This window comes from Nocardia sp. NPDC055321, from assembly GCF_053645575.1.
In genome coordinates, this window is the sequence record NZ_JBSHMS010000009.1 from 1 (window position 1) to 15,989 (window position 15,989).

The following is a 15,989-nucleotide window of genomic DNA, read 5'->3' on the forward strand; positions in this document are numbered from 1 at the left end:
CGAGAAATCCTCGCGGGGCCGCCGTCGTCATGGGTGAACGACATCTCCCGCACACGCGAACGCCCGCACCGGCAGGTGCGGGCGTTCGCGTGTGAAAGGGATTGTCAGGACAGGGCTTTGGTCTTCAGGGCCTCGAACTCGGCGGCCGAGATCGTGCCCTCGTCGAGGAGCTTCTTCGCGTCGGCGATCTGGGAGGCGGGGTTCGTGCCCGCCGTGTCGCGGATGTAGCGGGTCTCCGCGTCCTGGAGCTGTTTGGCCGCGGCGGCCGAGCGGGCGGCCATACCGTTGCCGCGCGCGATCAGGTAGACGAGCGCGGTGATCAGGGGGAGGAAGAACAGGAAGATCACCCATACCGCCTTGACCCAGCCGGAGGTCTCGTGATCCCGGAAGAGGTCGGTGATGATCATGAACAGCAGGATCAGGTAGGCCACGAAGGCGAACGTGGTGATGATGAGCCAGAAGACGTCCCAGAAATCCATGACGTGGGTCCCTATCTAGTTGGTTAATTCATGGCTACGTGACTGGTCGTTTGATTGAAACACGTGTGGCGGGTCGATGTAAGGGGTCTTCGCTGCGAGTTTGAGCTTCGCCGGACCGGTTTCACGTGACACGATTGCCGGGTGATGGTGCTTGCTGATGAGTTGCCAACCGTGCAGCCCGAGCCCATGGTGTCTCTGTTCTGGATCGCCCTGGCCGCCGTGCTCGCGCCGCTGGTGTCGCGGCTGCTGCGCGGGGTGGTGCCGGCCGTGGTGCTCCTGCTGCTGGCCGGGGTGGCGGTCGGGCCGTTCGCGCTGGGCTGGGCGGGCACCGCGGGCGGGGTCGATCTGCTCAGCGAACTCGGGCTCGGAATGCTGTTCCTGCTGGCCGGGTACGAACTCGATCCGAAGCTGCTGGGCGGGCGCTCGGGCCGCACCGCGTGGCTGACCTGGTGCGTCAGCGCCGTCGTGGCCATCGCGCTGGTGACCGTGTGGGCGGCGGACGCCGACATCACCGCGCGGATCGCGGTCGCCATCGCCATGACCTCCACCGCGCTGGGCACGCTGCTGCCGATCGTGAAACAGGATGGGCTGCTGGACAAACCGCTGGGGCGCGCGGTGCTGGCGCACGGGGCCGTGGGCGAGCTGGCCCCGGTGCTGGCGATGTCGGTGCTGCTCACCAGTCGCAGCGTGGGCGCGGCCCTGGTGACACTCGTGTTCTTCCTGCTGGCGGCGGCGATCATCGGACTGGTTCCGCAGCGCATGCTGGACCGGGTGCCGGGCTTCGCCCGCGTGCTCGGCGACTCGAACAGCACCGAACAGCTACCCGTGCGCGGGGTCTTCCTGCTGCTGATCGTGCTGATGACCATCGCCGAGGTCTCGGATCTGGACGTGGTGCTCGGCGCGTTCGCTGCCGGCCTGATCCTGCGCAGGCTGATCGCCGCGGGCCACCCGGAGGTCGAATCCTCGCTCGAGACCATCGGATACGGGATTCTGATTCCCGTCTTCTTCGTGGTCTCGGGCATGGGCATCGATATCGGCGCGGTCGCCGGGGAGCCGCTGCTGTGGCTGCTGTTCGTGCTCTCCATCGCGGTGGCGCGCGGTATCCCGGTCCTGCTGAGCGAGCGTTTCGTCCCGCACGGCGCGAACCTGGCCGACCGCCGCGAGCGCGTGCAGCTGGCGCTGTATGCCGCCACCGGCCTGCCGATCATCGTCGCGGTCACCAATGTCGCGACGAGCAGCGGATTGATGCCGCAGGATCTGGCATCCACCCTGGTGGCGGCGGGCGCCACCACCGTCCTGCTCTTTCCGCTGCTGGCCCGGCTGCTGGGCCGCGCGACCGGCGCGCCGAAAGCGCAGGGCGCGTGAGCCGTTCGGTCGCGTGGTGGCGGTGGGATCCGCGGCCCGCGACCTCGTCACCCGGGGCACATATCGCGTCGAATCGGAGGCCGGTCCCGGCCGCACCGCCGGGCGGAGAGGAGTTCGGGTGCTGCATCTGCGCGTGATCTGTCCGGGAGGCGAGGTGACCGAACGCGCCATGGCGCTGCTGGCCGAGGACCCCGGGACCACCCATCTCACCCTCGATCGCGGGACGGCGGTCGAACCCCGCGGCGATCTGATCCAGGCCGACGTGGCGCGGGCCTCGGCGAACGAGATACTCGTCGCGCTGCGCGCGCTGGGCGTGGACCGGACCGGGAGCATCACCTTCGCGCCCGCCGGGACCATGCTGTCCACGGCGGGGGAGCGGGCGAACACCGGCGCGCCCGGGCGGCCCGATCAGGTCGTGGTGTGGGAGCAGCTGCTGAGCCAGGTGCGCGAGGGCTCACGCCTGACCCCGACCTTCCTGGCCTTTCTGAGCATCGCCTTCCTGCTGTCCGCCGTCGGCGTCACCACCGCCTCACCCCTGACCCTGGTCGGCGCGATGGTGGTCGGGCCCGAATTCCGGCCGCTCGCAGCCCTTTCGGTGGGGCTGGTGCGGCACGACCGGCGGCTCATCCGCGGCTCGCTCACGACCCTGGCGGTCTCGTTCCCGGCCGCCATGGCCGTCACCGCCCTGGCGACCCTGCTCTGGATTCGCCTGGGCTGGCTCGGCGACGGGAACGTGGACGACGCGCGCGGCTTCGACTTCATCTACGAGGTCGGCCCGTTCTCACTGGTGGTGGCGCTGCTCGCGGGGGCGGCGGGCATGCTGGCCATGGTCACCTCCAGTTCGGCGGTGCTGGTCGGCGTCTTCATCTCGGTGACCACCGTGCCCGCGGCCGGGCTCGCGGTGGTCGCCACCATCGCCGGCAAGTGGACCATCGCCGCCGAATCGCTGGCACAGCTGGCGGTGAACATGATCGGCATCGTGCTCGCGGGCGTGGCGGTGCTGCTGCTGCGGCCGCGCGCCGCCGGTTAGCGCATCGGGACCCCGACATCGCTGCCGCCCTCGCGGGTCAGGCGCGCGCGGACCTTGACCAGTGACGGCGCGGGGACGAACCCGCCCGCGAACAGGGCCTCGCCCTGGCGGAACCAGGGTGAGCGGTCGAGCAGGGCGGTGGGCGCGTAGCCGAAATAGGTGGCGAGTTCGGCCAGGTCGGTGGGCGAGGTCATCTTCATCAGGGCCAGGTTGTCGCACTGGGACAGGATTCCGGGATGCACCTTGGACGGGCGCTGGGTCGACAGCAGTAGCCAGAGACCGAATTTGCGTCCCTCGGCGGCGATTTGGATGAGGCGTTCGCGCACCGCGACCGCGATGGGGGAGTCCAGGCGGGGTGAGGCGAGGTTGTGGGCCTCGTCGATGACCAGCAGCACGGGGCGGCGTTCCTCGCGACGTGCCCAGAGGTCGTCGAGCAAGGCCAGGGCGATGACCAATTGCTGTTCGGGCGTGGAGAATCCGCCCAGATCCAGGACCGAGACGTCGGGGCGCCCGGCCACCACGTCGGTGACCGCCGCGTCGCCCAGCGCCCACACCTCCCAGTCCAGCAGGCCGAGGTTCTCCACCCGCTGCCCCAGGCGGCGTTGCGCGGGATTCTCCGAGGACAGCAGGCGCGGCCGCACCTCGAACAGTTCGCCGGAGTCCATGATCGAACGCAGGTGCAGGAGCTCGTTGAACTCCTCGCGATCGGCGATCGGATCTATCTGCAGGACGGCGGCTTTGGAGTCCAGCGGCAGATCGATGAACCGGGCGCGCAGCCGCGAACCGGGTTCGGCGTTGGGGCGCAGGACGCGAATATCGCGCTCGCGCAGGGCATTCGCGGTCGGCCCGGTCGCGGCGGGGTCGACGTCGCCCAGGTGGACGAAGTCCGAGTTCGGATCGAAGATGACGACCGGTAGCGCCGTGTGCGCGATGAGCTGTTCCAGCACCACGCCCAGGGCGTAGGTCTTGCCCGACCCGCTCTGCCCGCACCAGAAGGTGTGCCGGTTGAACCGCTGCGGCAGCAACCGCGCCGGCCCGCCCGGCTGGGTGAGATTCACCCCGACCTCGAGCATCGCGCCGGTGGTGTCGTGCAGCGCCTGCACGGTCGCGGTGTCCGCGCCCTCCACACTTGCGGTAGCGAAGGAGTGGCTGGCGCGGGTGTCGATGCCGTCGCCGGTGAGTTCGCCGACGAGCCGCCCGCGCAGCCGTACCGGGGTGGTTTCCGAGCGCTCCTCGATGAGCGCCAGCTGCCGGTGACCGGCGCTGACTATCACCACCAGCGATCCGGCCACGAAGGCGCTGTCGGCTGCGTCTCCGACGATGAAGGATCGACCGTCGTCGGAGCGTGCGGACAGGGTGGCGGGGGCGAGATCATCGGCGGGCATCATCCGATACTCGCACAGATCAGCGAACTACTGGCTACCGGTTAACGGTGCCCTGGGTCAGGCCCAGGGCACCCGGCAGGCGTCCGCGCTGAAGCCCTGATCGGTGATGCCCAGGGCGAAGTAGCTCCGGGCCCGGGAGTTCTCCAGGCCGATCTGATAGGTCAGCTCCATGAGCCCTTCGGCGCCGAAGCGCCGCTTCAGGTCGGTGACCTGCTCGTCGGTGACGGTCGGCGGCGTGGCCGTCATCGCCGCCGCGTACGCGATGGTGGCCCGCTCGTCGGCGTCGTACGCGGGCGAGGTCTCGTAGTCGTCGATGTGGCGGAGCTTGTCGACGTCCAGGTCGGACAGGCGCATGAGCATCGTGCCGAAGTCCACGCACCACGAGCAGCCCACGGTGCGGGCGACGTAGTAGACCGCGATCTCGCGAATATTGTGCGGCAGCACCGTGGACGCGCGTTCGACCAGGCCCTCGTGCACCGAGGAAGCCAGGAAGAGCCGGGGATGATTCGCCGTGACGGCGAAGGGCTCGGGAACCGCGCCGAAGCGGCGCTTCATGTACCAGTACAGAATTCGGGTCAGCGGTCCGGCCTGCTTCGGGCCGACGGCGGGGAGGCGGGTCATGCTCATGGGGGTCTCCTGCGAATCCGAGGATACTGCTACCCCTTGGACGAGACAGCCCCGCGAGACGTGACGGTCGATCGGTATGCCCTGCGTCACAGGATGTTTCGGTGCGGTGTGGGCGCTAGCCCGGTCCTGGCGGGCCGGGGTAACGCGAACTCGTCGATATTCGGCTATGTCGCAATCGGGAGCCGGTGACGATCGGCCGGGGGCCGTTCGCGCCCTGATCGGGAATCGCCGTTGACTCCCCGTGGTTCGCCGTTGAACCTTTACTCCGTTACCCGGAAATCGGTGTGTTCTCCACACCTGTTACGACGGCGCGCGGGGCCGGAATTCATCGCGGCGGGCGATTTCCCAGGCCGCGCGCGGACTTCCCGCGCCGGGGAAAGCGGAAGGTGAGGTCGTTCGGCTCGGGCACGCGGGTGCGCTCGCGGGGCGCGACGAGTATCAGCGCCAGGCCCAGGGCGGGCAGGACGAACACGCTGATCAGGCTCAGGGTGAAGCTGGCCCCGCCCATGTCCTCGGGCCGGTGGAAGGCGTGGTAGATCAGGTGCGGAACGCCGAAGACCAGCCAGGCCAGGCCCGCGACCCGGGCCAGCAGGCTGTCCAGGAACCACAGGGCGGCGGCGGTGACCGCGCCGAGAGCGAGGAAGAAGGCGCCGACGTCGCCGGTCAGATGGTGGTTGTACGGCCCGTCCGGCTGTACCCAACGCATGCCGAAGCCCGGGAAGCTGGTGTAGAACGAATGCGGTGCGAAGGTGGCCCACAGGCCCGTGAACAGGGCGATAGCGAGCAGCACCCCGAGCATGATCTGCACCGCGAGCCAGCGCCGGCGGTTCACGTCCAGGCGCATGCGCACCCGGAATCCGTCGCCCGTGCCGTGCAACGAGATTCGCATCGACCATTCCCCTCCGCCGCCGAATCACCCGGTGGTGCAACGGTAATTCGGCGGTCGGCGGGGAGCAAGGGTCACGCGGTCAGATCTTCTCCATGACCATGTCCTCGGGACCCCAGTAGGCCCGCATCTTCGTGATCTTGCCCGCGTCGTCGAACTCCATGATGTCGATCGGGGTCAGCGTCATGCGCTGGTCGCCGAAGTAGCTCACCAGGGTGAAGTAGGCCGAGGCGTGATTGCCGTTGACCTTCACCGCGTGCAGTTCGGTCTCCTTGTTCTGGGCGTGCTCGAGCGCGGCGTACAGCTCGCGAATCGCGGCGTGCCCGACCCGGGTCGGGGTCCCGATCGGGTCCTCGACCGTGGCGTCCTCGGCGTAGAGCGCCACGATTTCATCGGTGGCGCCCGCGGCCACCAATTTCACATACTGCTCGATAACATCGCGAGGCTGCGCCGCCATGGATTCTCCCGGGTAAAAGTGAAACGTGTTCCACTTCGGAGAGTAGCAGTTGCCGGCCCCGATCGGACCCGCGAGATTCACTCTCCGGGACGGTCCCGGCAACCGGGATGCGGCTCAGTACCGAACGCGCTGCGTGCCCGTGTAGATGTTCATCGACTCTCCGCGCAGGAACCCGACCAGGGTGAGACCGGCCTCCGCGGCCAGGTCCACCGCGAGCGAGCTGGGCGCCGACACCGCTCCCAGCAGCGGGATCCCGGCCATGACGGCCTTCTGGACGAGTTCGAAGGAGGCCCGCCCGCTGACCATGAGCAGCAGGTCGTGCCCGGGAATGCGGGATTCGCGCAGCGCCCAGCCGATGACCTTGTCCACCGCGTTGTGCCGTCCGATGTCCTCGCGCAGCGCGAGCAGCGTGCCATCCGAGGTGAACAGGGCCGCCCCGTGCAGCCCGCCCGTGGCGTCGAAAAGCGCTTGGCCGGAACGCAGTTGGGGCGGCAGGGAGGCCAGCGTGGCGATGTCGACCACGGGCCCGTGCTCGGGCAGCGGGAACCGGGTCCGGGTGCGAACCTCGTCGAGCGCGGTCTTGCCGCACAGCCCGCACGCGCTGTTGGTCAGGAAGTTGCGGGGCTTGATCGCCGCGGCCGGTCGCGTGTCGCTGAACTGCACGTCCAGGACGTTGTAGGTGTTCTGCCCGTTCTCGTCGGTGCCGGCGCAGTAGCGGGCGGTCCGGATGTCCCGCGCCGAGTCGATGATGCCCTCGCCGAACAGGAATCCGTGGATCAGGTCGATGTCCGCGCCGGGGGTGCGCATGGTGACGGTCAGGGCCTGGCCGCCGGTGCGGATCTCCAGGGGTTCCTCGACCGCGAGGGTATCCGGGCGGTCGACGGTTCCGGTGGGGGAGATGCGCAGGGTGCGGCGGCGTGCGGTTACTCGGCTCACGATGTCCTGTGGGTGTGGCGTTCGAGGCGGACGGTGACCCCCTTGGAGACCGGGGTGTTGGAGCGCCGCGCCACGTGGTCGAGGGGGACCAGCGGGTTGGTCTCGGGGTAGTAGGCGGCGGCGTTGCCGCGCGGGGTGGCGTACCCGACGAGCCGGAAGCCCTCGACGCGGCGCTCGGTGCCGTCGTTCCATTCGGAGATCACGTCGACGAGATCGTCTTCGGCGAAACCGAATCGGGCGATGTCCTCCGGGTGGACGAGCACGACGCGGCGGCCGTTGTGAATGCCGCGGTAGCGGTCGTCCAGACCGTAGATGGTGGTGTTGTACTGGTCGTGGCTGCGCAGGGTCTGCAGGATCAGCCTGCCCTCGGGGACCGGCAGCCAGTGCAGTTCGTTGGCCGCGAAATTGGCCTTGCCGGTGGCGGTCCGGAATTCCCGGGCGTCGCGCGGCGGATGCGGCAGTTGGAACCCGTTGCGGCCCCGCACCTTCGCGTTGTAGTCGGCGCAGCCGGGCACCACCGCGGCGATGGCGTCGCGAATCGTGTCGTAATCGCGCTGGAATTCGGCCCACGGCACCGGGTGTCCGGGACCGAACAGCGCGCCCGCGAGCTCGCAGACGATGGCGACCTCGCTGCGCAGCTCGGCGCTGACCGGGGTGAGGCGCCCGGTGGACAGGTGCACCATCGACATCGAGTCCTCGACCGAGACCTGCTGTCGCCCACCGGCCTGCACGTCCTCGTCGGTGCGGCCCAGGGTGGGCAGGATGAGCGCGGTCCGCCCGTGCACGACGTGGCTGCGATTGAGCTTGGTCGAGACCTGCACGGTGAGTTCGCAATTGCGCAGCGCGGCCTCGGTGACCTCGGTGTCGGGGGTCGCGGAGACGAAATTGCCGCCCATGCCGAAGAAGACCCTGCCGCGCCCGTCCCGCATGGCGCGAATGGCGTTGACGGTGTCCCAGCCGTGTTCGCGCGGGCTGGTGATGCCGAAGCGCGCGTCCAGGGCGTCCAGGAACGCGTCGGGCATCTTCTCCCAGATGCCCATGGTGCGGTCGCCCTGCACGTTGGAGTGCCCGCGCACCGGGCACACGCCCGCGCCGGGTTTGCCGATCATGCCGCGCATCAGCAGCAGGTTGGTGGCCTCCTCGATGGTGGCCACGCCGTGCACCTGCTGGGTCAGGCCCATCGCCCAGCAGATGATGACGGCCTTCGACTCGGCCAGCAGCTTCGCGGTGCGGTCGAGTTCGGTGCGGGTCAGCCCGGTGGCCTCCTCGACCACGCCGAGATCGACCGCGCGCATGTGCTTCTCGTACTCGGCGAACCCGGCGGTGTGCGCGTCGACGAAGGCCCGGTCGACCACCGTGCCCGGCGCGCGATCCTCGGCCTCGAACAGCAGTTTGCCCAGACCCTGGAACAGCGCCATGTCGCCGCCGAGCCGGATCTGCAGGAAGTCGTCGGCGATGGTGATGCCGCCGGCCAGGCCCTTGAGCGTCTGCGGATCGCGGAAGCCGATGAGCCCGGTCTCGGGCAGCGGGTTGACCGCGATCACCTTGGCGCCGTGCGCTTTCGCCTCACCGAGCGCGGACAGCATGCGCGGGTGATTCGTGCCGGGATTCTGGCCCGCCACGATGATGAGGTCGGCCTTCGAGAAATCGTCGATGGTGACCGAGCCCTTGCCGATGCCGATCGAGGCGGTCAGCGCGGTGCCCGAGGACTCGTGGCACATGTTCGAGCAGTCGGGCAGGTTGTTGGTGCCGAAGGAGCGCACCAGCAGCTGGTACAGGAAAGCGGTCTCGTTGGCGGTCCGGCCGGAGGTGTAGAAGACCGCCTCGTCGGGGGAGTCGAGGCCGTTCAGCGCGTCGGCGACGATGCGGTACGCCGCGTCCCAGGCGATCGGCGAGTAGTGGGTATCGCCGGGGCGCAACACCATCGGGTGGGTGAGCCTGCCCTGCTGGCCGAGCCAGTAGCCGGACTTGCCCGCCAGCTCCTCGATCGAGTGCGCGGCGAAGAACTCCGGGGTGACGGTCCGCAGCGTCGCCTCCTCGGCGACGGCCTTGGCCCCGTTCTCGCAGAATTCCGCGGGGCGGCGGCGGCCCGTCGGCTCCGGCCAGGCGCAGCCCGGGCAGTCGAAGCCGTGCCGCTGATTGACCCGGGCCAGGGTGCGCGCGGTGCGCACCACGCCCATCTCCTCGACCGCGTGCTCGAGCGCGATCGCCACCGCGGGGAAGCCCGCGGCCTCGGTTTTCGGCGGTGTGACGGTCAGCGCGGCCTCATCGATGTCCTTCTTCGGCGCGGCACGATGCATGGCGACCATTCTCCTCTGCGGCACGGCGGTGGACCGGTCGGGTCCTACGCATCGTATGCCGTATGGGATCGGACGATTCGGGCGGAGATCAGGTGTGTCCGGCGAAGACGGCCGCGAGTTCGTGCCGGGAGGTGAGCCCGAGTTTGGGATAGGCGTTGGACAGGTGGTAGCCGACGGTGCGCGGGCTCAGGAACAGTTGCGCGGCAATGTCCTTGTTGGACAGGCCGGTCGCGGCCAGCTGCGCGGTCTGCAACTCCTGCGGGGTGAGGCGGGTGATCAGGTCCGCGCCGGGTTCGGCGGACCGGGTCTCGCCGGTGGCGCGCAATTCGGCGTCGGCGCGCTCGGCCCACGGGACCGCTCCGAGCCTGCGGAAGGTCTCGGCGGCGGCGCGCAGCGGGGCGCGCGCCTCGGTGCGGCGCTGCCTGCGGCGCAGCCATTCGCCGTACAGGAGTTCGGTGCGGGCGCGGTCGAAGGCGAAATCGGTGTCGCGCCGATGCGCGTCCAGGGCCGCGGTGAAGTGCGGTTCGGCCTCGGCGTCCGGGGCGAGCAGGGCCGCGCAGCGCAGCGAGATCGCCTGTATCCAGGGCTGTTCGATGTGATCGGACCATTCGCGATACCAGGAGAAGGCGGTGCGGGCCCGGTCGAGGCGGCCCGTGCGGTGCGCGGCCTCGACCAGGTCGGGGATGCTCGCGATGGCCCCGTGCCGGTTCGCGCCCGCCAGCAGCGCGGTGAGCCGGTCCACGGCCGCGTCCGGCCGGCCCAGGCCCAGGTCGAGCAGGGCGAGCGCGGCGCCCGCGTGGACGCTGCTGGGCGCGATGTCGCGGGCGATCGGGGCGGCGGCGTACTCGTGGCAGGCGGGTTCGTCACCGCGGGTCGCGGCCAGCAGGGCCAGGGTGGCGGACTGGTAGATCTCGATGACGCGCTGTCCGGTCTCGGCGGCCAGGCGCAGGCCCTCGGTGGCGGCGGCGGTGGCGGCGGTGGGATGGCCCAGGATGAGTTCGGTGCGGGCCTGCCAGCGCAGCGCGTGCGTGAGCACGCCGATCGCGCCGCGCCGCCTGCAGTCGGCGGCGAGTGCGGCGGCGATGTCGCGGGCGGTCACCGGATCGGCGAACAGCACGTGCCAGTGCGCCATCTGCACGCGCTCGGCGAGCTGGTCGGGATCGACGGTGTCGAGCAGGAAGCGCAGCGCGGCAATGCCTTCGGCGCGCTCGGCGCCCGGATTGAGCACGGCGACCAGGTCGGCGAGCGCGCGCACCCGGGTCGCGTTCGGCACCGCGAGGGCCTCGGCGCGTTCGGCCGTGTGCGTCACCGCCGCCAGATCGCCCGCGCCCCAGGCCGCGCGCGCCGCCTGGAAGAGCAGGTGCCCGGCCAGGGCCGGATCGCGGTCGACGACGAATCCGGCTGCCGTGCCGGAGGATTGGTACGCCGCGCGCGGCTGATCCTGTTCCAGAGCGATCTCCGAGCGCAGGACGGTGAGCGCGCCGAGCGCGCCCGGATCGGTGGTCAGCGCCGTGGCCTCGTCGGCCGTCGCGGCGGCCTCGGTGAGCAGTCCGGCTTCCACCAGTGCTTCGGCCGCGATGGTCAGGCGCCGCCCGCGGGCTCCGGGGTCCGCGCTCAGCTCGGCCGCGCGCCGGGCCGCCCCGGCGACCTCGCTCAACCCGCCGCGCCGCGCGGCCCGCTCGGCAGCCCCTTCCAGGGCGAGCGCCACGGTCTCGTCCGGCCCGGTTGCCGCGGCCGCGCTGTGCCAGGCCCACCGGTCCTCGCACCCGGGCGCGGCGAACTCCGCCGCCAGCGCCCGATGCGCCTCGCGCACCCGCGCGGGCTGTGCCGAATCCAGCGCCGCGGCCCGAATCAGCGGATGCGCGAAAGTGATTCGACCGTCGCGCAACCGCAGTAGCCCGGCGGCCTCGGCCCGCGCCAGGTCCGCTTCGGTTCGTGCCGGGTCCGGTTCGGTACGTGCCCGGCTCCCCTCCGGGGCTCCGTTCGCGCACGTCCCTCCCGCGACGAGAGCGAAATCCATGGCCGTGTGCGAAATCGTTTCGGTGGCGGAGATATCAGACCTGATTACGGCTGCCCGGGCGGACGGAGGAATCGGCACCACCTGGCTCGGGCCGTCCGCATCAGCGGTGACCGTGGTATCGGGGGTAACCGCGGGGTCGATCGATCGTTTCTCGGCGTCGGCGGTGGCGCCGAGGTCGCGGGTCGAGTGTTCGGCAGCGTTGAGGCGGTGGGCGGCGGTCAGGATGACGGTGGTGTCGCCGGAGCTGTCGATCGCCGCCACCAGCAGCAGCGTTCGGGTGGAGCTGGGGAGCTGGGCGATCCGGTCGGTGAAGGCGCGCTGGATACGGGTGGGGATGGGCGCGGTGTGCTGGAACGGTGAGGCGTAGCGGCTCTCGGCGCGCTGGATGGTCGGTAGTACGTGCAGAGCGAGCGGGTTGCCGTGGGCTTCGCGCAGCAGCCACTCGGTCGCAGCGGGTGGCAGCGTGCCGTGCGTGGCGGTGAGCAGCTCCAATGCGGCGGGCGCGTCCAGTCCGGTGAGAGTCACCGTGGTGGCGGGTAATTCGTCGAGTTCGGGCAGCAGGTCGTCGCGGACGGCGAACACCAGGAGCATCCGTTCGGCGTCGAGGCGGCGGGCCACGAACTCGAGGGTTCGCAGCGTGGCGCGGTCCAGCCACTGCGCATCGTCGATCAGGCACAGCAGCGGCACGTCCTCGGCCAGTTCGGCGAGCAGGGTGAGGGTCGCCACCCCGACCAGGAATCGTTGCGGTGCAACGGATTCACCCGAGTCCAGGGCCGCCCGCAGCGCGCCGGCCTGCGCCTCGGGCAGCCGGTCGAGCCCGGCGCGCGCCCGCCCGAGCAGCAGGTGCAGTCCGGCATAGGCCAGCTCGGTCTCGGTTTCGGTGCCCGTGACGCGCAGGACGCGGAAGCCGGTGGCGAGTTCGGCTGTGCGGGCGAGCAGTTCGGACTTGCCGACGCCCGCCTCACCGCGCAGCACCGTCACGCCCGCGCGGCCGCGCTCCGCCCCGGCCAGTTGTCCGGCCAGGGCGGTGAGCTCGGTGGTACGGCCGTAGAACACTCCGCGACACTATCGAATTCGGCGCTGTGACCCGCGCCACATCACGCGCCGTACGGCCGGATCGCGCGCGCCTCCCGCAATGCCAGTGCCCACCAGGCGATCTGGTCGAGCATGGCCTTGGCGGCCGCGGCGGCCGCCGGGTCCAGCGCCGAACCATCCGGTCCGAAGCGCTCCCACGCGCCGTGGAAGCTGACGGTGTCGCGCACCGTCACCGCGTGCAATTCGGCGAAGACCGGGCGCAGGTGCTCGACCGAGCGCAGGCCGCCCGCCAGACCGCCGTAGGACACGAAGCCGACCGGCTTGGCCTGCCACTGGGTGTAGTGCCAGTCGATGAGGACCTTGAGCGAGGCCGGGTAGCTGTGGTTGTACTCGGGGGTGACGATGACGAAGGCGTCCGCGGCGTCGATCCGATCGGTGAGCGGCTGCATCGCCGGATCGGGGGTATCGCGCAGCACCGCGTCCAGCGGGTGCTCGGCCAGGTCGATCACGTCGACCTCGAAATCGCCGTGGGCCGTGGATTCACGGGCGAACCAGTGCGCGGCGGTGGGGCCGAAGCGGCCTTCGCGGGTGCTGCCGATGATGACGGCCAGGCGCAGCGGGGTGGTGGGCATGTCGACCTCCGGGAGTGGGGGAGCGCCGGTTCGGGACCGGCGTCGTTGCTGCCCTGAACGCTAGGGGCGACGGTCCCGCCCTCGCCTCCGTCGATGTACCTGGTTCGTGCCCGGGGCGGTACCTGGTCGCCCGACCCCGGTACACCCCGGTCATTCGACAGAGGCGGCCCGGACCTGCGCTTTCCTACCGTCGAAGGCATGAACACGACCTTCCGGACCCGCGGCCGCTCGGCCCCGGCGCCCGCCGGCACCCGCACCGCCCCGGCCGGCCCCGCTGTTCCCGCGACCGCCGCGCCCGGGACCGTGAGCCTGGCCGCCACCGCCGCCGTGGTGATCTCGGCCTCGATCATGACGGTCCTGGACATGACCATCGTGAACGTCGCGCTGAACAATCTGGCGAGCACGTTCGAGACCTCGCTGGCCACCATCGCCTGGGTGGCGACCGCCTACACCCTCGCCCTCGCCACGGTGATCCCGGTAACCGCCTGGGCCATCGGCAGATTCGGCGCCAAGCGGCTGTACATGTCCGCCATCGCGCTCTTCGCGTTCGGCTCGCTGCTGACCGGGCTGGCGTGGAACGTGCCCTCGCTCATCGGATTCCGGGTGGTACAGGGTCTGGGCGGCGGGATGATCATCCCCATCGGCATGACCATCATGATGCGGGCCGCGGACCCGGCGCGCATGGGCCGGACCATGGCGCTCATGGGAATTCCGGTGCTGGTCGGGCCGCTGGCCGGACCGGTGCTGGGCGGCTGGCTCGTCGATCAGGCGAGCTGGCGGTGGCTGTTCCTGATCAATCTGCCGGTGGCCGCGGTCGCACTGCTGGGCGCGCGGCGTGTACTGGTCGCCGATCCGCCCGCGCCGGCCACGCCGCTGGACCTGCCCGGACTGCTGCTGTTGTCGCCCGGTCTGGCCGCGCTGATCTACGGGGTCGCCACCGGGGGTGAGCACGGCGACTTCACCGTGCTCTCCGCGCTGCTGCCGACGGTCGCGGGCACGGCGCTCATCGCCGGATTCGTGGTGCGCTCGCGGCGGGTGCGGCATCCGCTCATCGATCCGACTCTGTTCCGGCACCGGCCGTTCCGTTCGGCCGCGCTCACCCTCATGCTGTTCAACGCCGCCTACTTCGGCTCGATGATGCTCGGCCCGCTCTACTGGCAGGTGGTGCGCGGACACGGGGCGACCGAGGCCGGAATCCTCGGTATTCCGCAGGTGCTGGCGACCGGCATCACCATGCAGATCGCCGGGCGGCTGGTGGACCGCATGCCGCCCGGACGGCTAGTGCTCGGTGGAATCGCGCTGGCCGCTATCGGATTCGGCGCCATGACCACGCAGATCCACGCCGACACCGAGTACTGGCGCATCGCGCTGGCCGGGGTGGTCATGGGCATCGGGGTCGGCGCGACCATCATGCCGACCATCACCACCGCGACCCGGGCGCTGCCGCTGGCGCAGATTCCGGCCGCGAGCACCGCCCTCGGCATCGTGCAGCAGATCGCGGCGTCGATCGGCGCGGCGCTGATCTCGGTGCTGTTGAGCAACGCCCTGGTGCGGGAGGTGCCCGGGGCCAGTCTGGAAACCTTGGCGCACAGGGCTTCCGGCGGCTCGGCGGCGCTCGCGGAGACCGTGGCCGACGCCTTCCGCGGCACCTACGGGTGGGCGGTGCTGGTTCTCGCCCTGGCGGTGCTTCCGGCGTTGCTGCTGCCCCGCCGTAGCGTCGTCGCGGTGGTGGGTGAACCGGATCTGGCGACCGCCGGTGTGGGGGAGACGGCGCTCACCGTGGCGGCGGATGGGCGGGCACCGAGCCTGCCGGTCGTCCCGGAACCGGCTGCCCGGTTCACCACGCGCTCGCCACACGACCTGTCGGAGTGAGGTCGCAGTCCAGCGGCGAACGTGGCCCGCGTGCCCCCGATAGTGGGGGCGGCGATCCCCGGCCCGGTGTGTGAACGCGCATCGGGCCTTTCGCGATTCATCAGCGTGGACTCGAGTGGTCGGCAGCCGGGTTCACAGGCTGTTCGGGCCCGGGCACCGGTGTGTAACGCCTGGGTGAGAAGACATTGCGGTCATGCTCCCGGGCCTTACCATCGAACCAGCGAGGTTACGCCGGATGGACACACGCGCATATTTCGGTCCGCCCGCCGGAGCACTGTTCCGGTGCGTGAAAGCCGCACGCCGCATACGCGTTTCGAACCTCGCACAGCGGGGGCTCGCCATCGTGCTGGCACTGCTGGTAATCGGTGTGACAGGCGGACTCTCGGCCTCCGACACGCCCTCGGCTCCCGCCGCCGAAGCGTACACGCTGCCGGCTCGGGAGGTGTTCTCCGCTGAAATCGTGCTCGCCCAGCGCGATACGCCCGTAACCGAGACCGCCGATCCGGCCCCGGCCACCCCGCCCGGCGTCGCGGGCGGGGATTGCAGCGGTACGGGCTGCGACGGCGGAGGTACCGGAGACGGCGGGTCGCCGGATGGCGGCGGTAATCAGGATGGTGGCGATCAGGATGGTGGGGCCGACCGCTGCTTCGACAGCGGCGGCTGCGGCACCCCGATCGAGTACTGCTCCGATGGCACGGTGAAACCGGCGACCGGCTGCCCGGAGACCAGACCGGACCCGAAGTACTGTTCCGACGGATCGGTGCAGCCCGCCGATGGAGTCTGCCCGACCACTCGGACCTGCCCCGACGGCACGACGATGCCTGCCGGCGGCCAGTGCCCGCCGGTCACCTGTTCCGACGGCTCGACCGTCCCGAATGGGAGCGAATGTCCCACACCGCCATGCCCGGGAGGCGTCACCCGGTCGAGCGACGGTGAGTGCCCGGAGCCGAAGTGTCCGGATGGGT

At 70.5% G+C, this 15,989-nt stretch carries 13 protein-coding genes; 3 read left to right on the forward strand and 10 right to left on the reverse strand.

The genetic code is table 11. From position 1 onward, the window contains the following. Positions 1 to 104: 104 nt before the first annotated feature. Positions 105 to 479, reverse strand: a complete 375-nt coding sequence (locus ACWIGI_RS16000; RefSeq protein WP_454203148.1) for a PLD nuclease N-terminal domain-containing protein — start codon at positions 477 to 479, stop codon at positions 105 to 107. A gap of 144 nt (positions 480 to 623) precedes the next feature. Between ACWIGI_RS16000 and ACWIGI_RS16005 the strand changes: the two genes are divergently transcribed. Together ACWIGI_RS16005 and ACWIGI_RS16010 are read left to right on the forward strand one after the other, a co-directional pair. Continuing rightward, positions 624 to 1,844 carry a cation:proton antiporter gene (locus tag ACWIGI_RS16005; RefSeq protein ID WP_454203401.1) on the forward strand — a complete coding sequence of 407 codons (1,221 nt, stop codon included), beginning with the start codon at positions 624 to 626 and terminating at the stop codon, positions 1,842 to 1,844. 118 nt (positions 1,845 to 1,962) lie between these two features. Further along, on the forward strand, positions 1,963 to 2,874 hold the full coding sequence (locus tag ACWIGI_RS16010; protein ID WP_454203149.1) for a DUF389 domain-containing protein: 912 nt from the start codon (positions 1,963 to 1,965) through the stop codon (positions 2,872 to 2,874). Here the strand turns inward: ACWIGI_RS16010 and ACWIGI_RS16015 are convergent. From ACWIGI_RS16015 to ACWIGI_RS16050, 8 genes are all read right to left on the reverse strand, one after another. Next, entirely contained in the window at positions 2,871 to 4,259 is a 1,389-nt protein-coding gene (locus ACWIGI_RS16015; RefSeq protein ID WP_454203150.1) for an ATP-binding protein, read from the reverse strand. The two genes, ACWIGI_RS16010 and ACWIGI_RS16015, sit on opposite strands and share 4 nt — an antisense overlap. 57 nt (positions 4,260 to 4,316) lie before the next feature. Beyond that, positions 4,317 to 4,880 (reverse strand): carboxymuconolactone decarboxylase family protein, encoded by a 564-nt coding sequence (locus ACWIGI_RS16020; protein ID WP_454203402.1) that lies wholly within the window; start codon positions 4,878 to 4,880, stop codon positions 4,317 to 4,319. A 331-nt stretch (positions 4,881 to 5,211) separates the two neighbouring features. Next, positions 5,212 to 5,775, reverse strand: a complete 564-nt coding sequence (locus tag ACWIGI_RS16025) for a hypothetical protein (RefSeq protein WP_454203151.1) — start codon at positions 5,773 to 5,775, stop codon at positions 5,212 to 5,214. A gap of 79 nt (positions 5,776 to 5,854) precedes the next feature. Beyond that, positions 5,855 to 6,229 (reverse strand): nuclear transport factor 2 family protein, encoded by a 375-nt coding sequence (locus ACWIGI_RS16030; protein ID WP_454203152.1) that lies wholly within the window; start codon positions 6,227 to 6,229, stop codon positions 5,855 to 5,857. Positions 6,230 to 6,343: 114 nt separating this feature from the next. After that, positions 6,344 to 7,165 carry a formate dehydrogenase accessory sulfurtransferase FdhD gene (gene fdhD / locus ACWIGI_RS16035; protein ID WP_454203153.1) on the reverse strand — a complete coding sequence of 274 codons (822 nt, stop codon included), beginning with the start codon at positions 7,163 to 7,165 and terminating at the stop codon, positions 6,344 to 6,346. After that, entirely contained in the window at positions 7,162 to 9,465 is a 2,304-nt protein-coding gene (locus ACWIGI_RS16040; RefSeq protein ID WP_454203154.1) for an FdhF/YdeP family oxidoreductase, read from the reverse strand. The genes fdhD and ACWIGI_RS16040 overlap by 4 nt, the downstream gene beginning before the upstream one ends. A gap of 88 nt (positions 9,466 to 9,553) precedes the next feature. Continuing rightward, positions 9,554 to 12,541, reverse strand: coding sequence for an AAA family ATPase (locus ACWIGI_RS16045; protein ID WP_454203155.1), 2,988 nt, complete (start codon positions 12,539 to 12,541; stop codon positions 9,554 to 9,556). A 41-nt stretch (positions 12,542 to 12,582) separates the two neighbouring features. Continuing rightward, positions 12,583 to 13,152 (reverse strand): NADPH-dependent FMN reductase, encoded by a 570-nt coding sequence (locus tag ACWIGI_RS16050; RefSeq protein WP_454203156.1) that lies wholly within the window; start codon positions 13,150 to 13,152, stop codon positions 12,583 to 12,585. A 198-nt stretch (positions 13,153 to 13,350) separates the two neighbouring features. Between ACWIGI_RS16050 and ACWIGI_RS16055 the strand changes: the two genes are divergently transcribed. Beyond that, complete coding sequence (locus tag ACWIGI_RS16055; protein WP_454203157.1) at positions 13,351 to 15,024, forward strand: DHA2 family efflux MFS transporter permease subunit; 1,674 nt, start codon at positions 13,351 to 13,353, stop codon at positions 15,022 to 15,024. A gap of 621 nt (positions 15,025 to 15,645) precedes the next feature. Here the strand turns inward: ACWIGI_RS16055 and ACWIGI_RS16060 are convergent. Further along, complete coding sequence (locus ACWIGI_RS16060; RefSeq protein ID WP_454203158.1) at positions 15,646 to 15,918, reverse strand: hypothetical protein; 273 nt, start codon at positions 15,916 to 15,918, stop codon at positions 15,646 to 15,648. Positions 15,919 to 15,989 lie beyond the last annotated feature (71 nt).